Genomic DNA, 4,462 nt, shown 5'->3' with positions numbered 1-4,462 from the left:
TTGTGCCGTCTGTTTGTTGTAGCCTGCTTTTTTAGTGATATGTGTGGCAAGTGTGCGATAGACAATACCCAGTACTTTTCCCATGATGCGAGTATAGTGTTGCCCATCAAACTGGCTCTATTTCGGTAGGAAAACAAGCTGAAATAGTGCTGTTAGACAAAAACCCTCTAGAGAATATGACTAACTTACATAGTGCTTCTATGGTGATCAAAGTCAATCACTTTTACTTACCTGAAGCACTTTTCGAATCACTCGGCGTGACACCTTTTGTAAAGGCTGTAAAATTAGAGTCAAACAAACCAAAATAGAAGCAAAAGCGAATAGCAAGGGAAATAGGGTTATGACTTGAGGGGAAAAATAGATACATTTCCCTCTCACCTTTCAATGGTATGAATAACCACTTAAGGTGTGGCATGGCTCCACATTTAATCGAGATAAAAGGAAGAACAAATAATGCTCCTGCGATCAGTAACTAAACACCTTAAAGACCAAAACTGGTTTGCCATCTGGATTGATTTTCTCATCGTCGTAGTTGGTGTGTTTATTGGTATTCAGGTAAGTAACTGGAATAATGGTCAAAAAGCGGCCCTTCAAGAACAACTCATCCTTAAACAATTACACACCCAATTCGATGTCTTCATTGAGGAGACAGAGTCAGCTCTGGTTGCACAAAAAAAGAGTCAAAATGCGTCCAACCAATTGCTTTCTATTATTCGAGAAAATGCTGAGCCCAAAGACACTGAAACGTTTAAACAAATATTACAACAGGTTAACAGTCTTTGGTGGACAAGCCGTGTTCCTACGACATTAATAGAACTTGTTAATGCCGGACGACTATATGAATTGAAGTCGCCAATTTTACGCGAACTATTAACGAAATTTTATCAAGATTTTCAATCACATGAAATTGCCGCAGAAAGGACACTTGTATTAATTACTTCGCCTCAGAACCTTTATCATCAGGCTGTTTTTTATGATATGAGCGAGTCAATCAAAGTGACAAGGTATGATTGGAATATAGTTCTACAGCTTCGACCAGAAACACAAAGTGTCCTAATAGGAAAAAGAATTGTCTCGCGTAAAACACAAGATTTACTCTCTCAAGCAAGGGATATTCAGGTAGTCATTGACGAGGAAATTAAATGATCCTACGCCGCATCACTCAACACCTTAAAGACCAAAATTGGTTTGCCGTGGCGCTCGATTTTGTCATTGTTGTAGTCGGTATCTTGATCGCCTTTCAAATCACCAACTGGAATGAAGCACGTCAGGATCGGGAGATCGAAAGAGACACCCTTATTCGTTTGCATCAAGACATTGATGAAAGCATCAATGGGCAAAAGCGTGACTTACGTTTTCTAGAGCAACAACTGGCAGATCAGGCAGTGGTGATGAGGTCTCTCTCAACTTGTCAGGTCGCGCCAGGTGATGATCCTGTGTTTCAACTTGGGATCGTCACCCTTGGCTGGCTCAATCCACCCAGACTTTTTCGCCGCACGATTGATGAAGTGACGTCTTCAGGACGAACAGACCTTATTCAAAGCGCCGAAATTTCCGATAGGCTGGCCCGAATTGTCTCGATGGTTGAATGGCGCGAAGCCTGGTTTCAACCCACCATCAACACCTTGGAAAATCACAGTCGGTTAGTGGAGCGCCATACTCGATATGACTTGACCCGCGTCATTGATAATCCCTTTGTGCCGAATCACCGCGGCGGTGTTGACTATGACATCAATGTTCTTTGCAGCGATCCGGAAATTGCCAATGCAATCTCGTCCATTAGCTATCGCACGTCAGAAAGAGTGGAGGCCTATCGTCCGATATTAGACGCCTATGATAGTTTTTTACCTGTCATTGCAGCTGAATTACGAAGACGCTGGGGCATAAATACGCAAAGAGAGGCCGCGCCATGATCCTTCGCCGCATCACTCAACACCTTAAAGACCAAAATTGGTTTGCAGTAGCACTGGACTTTGTCATCGTGGTGTTGGGCATTCTTATTGCCTTTCAAATCACAAATTGGAATGAAGCTCAGCAGAATGATGTGCAAGCTCAACGTTTTCTTGAACGCCTAGAGCAGGATTTCATTCAACATTTAGAGCAAGTTGATCGAGGTTTAATTCTGCACAAACAATCTATAGTTGCGTCCAGTCGGCTTACTAATGGCATTCAAATCGGTGTACTTGATCAAAATCACTTAATTGCAGACATAGATAGCATTACCAATATTTCCACTCCGCCTGGGCCATCATCCGCGTTTCAAGAGCTTGTCTCTAGCGGCAAAACCGATTTAATACGTAGTGAGTCGCTGCGTAATGATCTTTATTCTTATAACAGCAATATATCTTTTCTTCGCGCTACCTATATGACACTCACTACGCCTATTAACAATACACAAACTGCCCTCATGCCAGCGATGAAAATGCAAATAACCGAAACACCTTCTTTAGATTTTGAACAACATGGACGTCCTACATCAATCGATAGTTCAGTGCTTCTAAACAATACAGAGCTTCTGAACTCGCTTAAAGCAACTTACTTAATCCACGATAATATCCACCTTTTGTTGAAGCGAACCCATGCAGTCATTAAAAACATTCTTGCATCGATTAAAGCAGAAAAGGAAAAAACACAATGATCCTTCACCGCATAACCCAACACGTTAAAGACCAAAATTGGTTTGCCGTGGCGCTCGATTTTGTCATAGTGGTAGTGGGAATTCTAATTGCTTTTCAAATCACCAACTGGGGTGACACTAAGGCAGAACGCAAACGAGAAACCCAGATATTGCAGCAAATCGCCACTGATTTATTATCTGATTTGGATGACTATTCTAGCTCTATAGAAGGTACGTTAACCAAAATAGCCACTGCCACTTACCTCGTCGAACAAGCGCGCAAAACTGCGCCTTTACATCTGACGGATGGAGTGGAAATTGGCAACATGACTTATCAAGATTACATCGATTCACATATTCAGTTACGCAAAAAGAGTTTTGTTGAACGGGTTGAAGAATTGAGCAACGAGTTCTGGTCTTTTTCCATTTTGGTGGCCAACGCTCAGCCTAGTACAACGGCATTCGATTCGATTGTGAGCGCCGGTGAACTGGGTATTCTGCGCGATAAGACACTGGTACAAAATCTACAAGAATACCGACATATTACTGCAGCGCTTCAAAAAGCTCAGGATGTGACATTAAGACCTGCTAGAAACAATGCTATCGAAATAGGGCAACAATATGGATTGTCGGTATTCGGCGGAGTTGAAAAAGAAACATTACTTAAATTGGTATCTACAAGTCCAGAATTAGCGGCCACCATTCAAAACCAACTTGGATGGGCAAAAGGACACTTTGTAATGATTTCCGCAGCTCAAAAAAATGCCAAGGCACTCCTAGAGAAAATTAACGAAACACTTGGGAGCCCACCCAATCAAGAGGCAAATCGATGATTTTAAGAAGCCTGACTAAACACATTAAAGCGCAGAACTGGTTTGCGGTATTGTTAGATTTCTTTATTGTTGTGCTAGGTATTTTACTCGCATTTCAGGTGACTAATTGGAATGATTCTCATCAGAAAATGAAACGGCAAGCCCACTATCTAGAACGTCTTGATAAGGAATTTGATATTATTCGCGAGCGACTAGTTGACGGTAAAGCCACTTTTCAAATGTCGGTCAATAGTATCGACTTTCTACTAAAAGCCCATCGGGATTTTGAAAACAGCCCCGAAAGCAATTTACCGGATGATGAAGCGCTTGCCAGCGCCACACTTAATGTTTCTTCGGGTCGTGTTCCTTCAGGATCACCCGCAGCGTTCAAAGAGATGGTTGCAAGTGGTGGTTTAGAAACCCTTAAAAACGACGAGTTGCGCCAGGCATTATTTGCCTATGATGAGTTTGCCACTATTGCTAGAGATGGCTGGCGAACTATCCGGGATGAACATCATTCGGCAACCAACCACTTGATGGAGCTATTGGACCTCGCGGCTCCACCCCCTTTAAGCGAAAATAATGAAGGGTTGCAAGAAAGTATTCAGATTATTGGTTTTGAACGGGATAAATTTTTTGAAACCGCTGCAATGCAAGGTTATCTGGGGGTGTTACTTAGTGCACAAGTGAATCAACATCAACTTGTGCAAATTCAGCTCACACTTGCAGAAAATATTGAGTCCTTGTTAGACAAAGAACGCAATAAATAAATTTGAGCAGTAAGTGAAATTAAGTCGCCGAGTTTCACTGAAATTAGAATTTAATATTAATTGATTAATCTTAAGGTAAGCACTATTGCACCACTTCGTTATCTCTAATTAATCCACTTATTCAGTCGTAAATAACTTGGCTCGCACTGTTGCGCGATATTCTCTAGGCGAGAGTATAGGTAAAATAAAACGTCATTTTTCCTAAAATCAAAATACATGATGCCTTATATTTTCCATGTTGACATCTATTTCATATTCTTAAG

General features: G+C 41.5%; 5 protein-coding genes. All 5 read left to right on the top strand.

What is annotated here, in order from left to right; genetic code table 11:
- Nucleotides 1-453 precede the first annotated feature (453 nt).
- From AX660_RS21595 to AX660_RS21575, 5 genes are read left to right on the top strand one after another with little or no spacing between them, the layout of a single operon-like run.
- Nucleotides 454-1,146 (top strand): hypothetical protein, encoded by a 693-nt coding sequence (locus AX660_RS21595; protein ID WP_068382047.1) that lies wholly within the window; start codon nt 454-456, stop codon nt 1,144-1,146.
- The gene (locus tag AX660_RS21590; RefSeq protein WP_068382045.1) at nt 1,143-1,913 is read left to right on the top strand and encodes a hypothetical protein; all 771 of its coding nucleotides are present in this window, start codon (nt 1,143-1,145) and stop codon (nt 1,911-1,913) included. Before AX660_RS21595 ends, AX660_RS21590 begins: the two co-directional genes overlap by 4 nt.
- Nucleotides 1,910-2,638 carry a DUF6090 family protein gene (locus AX660_RS21585; RefSeq protein WP_068382043.1) on the top strand — a complete coding sequence of 243 codons (729 nt, stop codon included), beginning with the start codon at nt 1,910-1,912 and terminating at the stop codon, nt 2,636-2,638. The genes AX660_RS21590 and AX660_RS21585 overlap by 4 nt, the downstream gene beginning before the upstream one ends.
- Entirely contained in the window at nt 2,635-3,450 is an 816-nt protein-coding gene (locus AX660_RS21580; RefSeq protein ID WP_068382041.1) for a hypothetical protein, read from the top strand. The genes AX660_RS21585 and AX660_RS21580 overlap by 4 nt, the downstream gene beginning before the upstream one ends.
- The gene (locus tag AX660_RS21575) at nt 3,447-4,199 is read left to right on the top strand and encodes a hypothetical protein (RefSeq protein ID WP_068382039.1); all 753 of its coding nucleotides are present in this window, start codon (nt 3,447-3,449) and stop codon (nt 4,197-4,199) included. The genes AX660_RS21580 and AX660_RS21575 overlap by 4 nt, the downstream gene beginning before the upstream one ends.
- Nucleotides 4,200-4,462: the final 263 nt, after the last annotated feature.

Origin of the sequence: Paraglaciecola hydrolytica (assembly GCF_001565895.1) — a bacterium.
In the GTDB taxonomy this organism is placed as follows: Bacteria; Pseudomonadota; Gammaproteobacteria; order Enterobacterales; family Alteromonadaceae; genus Paraglaciecola; species Paraglaciecola hydrolytica.
Note: the sequence above shows the minus strand (reverse complement) of the source record. Positions and strands in the feature narration are given on the sequence as shown.

Coding starts and splice junctions, on each gene's coding strand:
- AX660_RS21595 (WP_068382047.1), top strand. CDS start 454: ATGCTCCTGCGATCAGTAACTAAACACCTTAAAGACCAAAACTGGTTT.
- AX660_RS21590 (WP_068382045.1), top strand. CDS start 1,143: ATGATCCTACGCCGCATCACTCAACACCTTAAAGACCAAAATTGGTTT.
- AX660_RS21585 (WP_068382043.1), top strand. CDS start 1,910: ATGATCCTTCGCCGCATCACTCAACACCTTAAAGACCAAAATTGGTTT.
- AX660_RS21580 (WP_068382041.1), top strand. CDS start 2,635: ATGATCCTTCACCGCATAACCCAACACGTTAAAGACCAAAATTGGTTT.
- AX660_RS21575 (WP_068382039.1), top strand. CDS start 3,447: ATGATTTTAAGAAGCCTGACTAAACACATTAAAGCGCAGAACTGGTTT.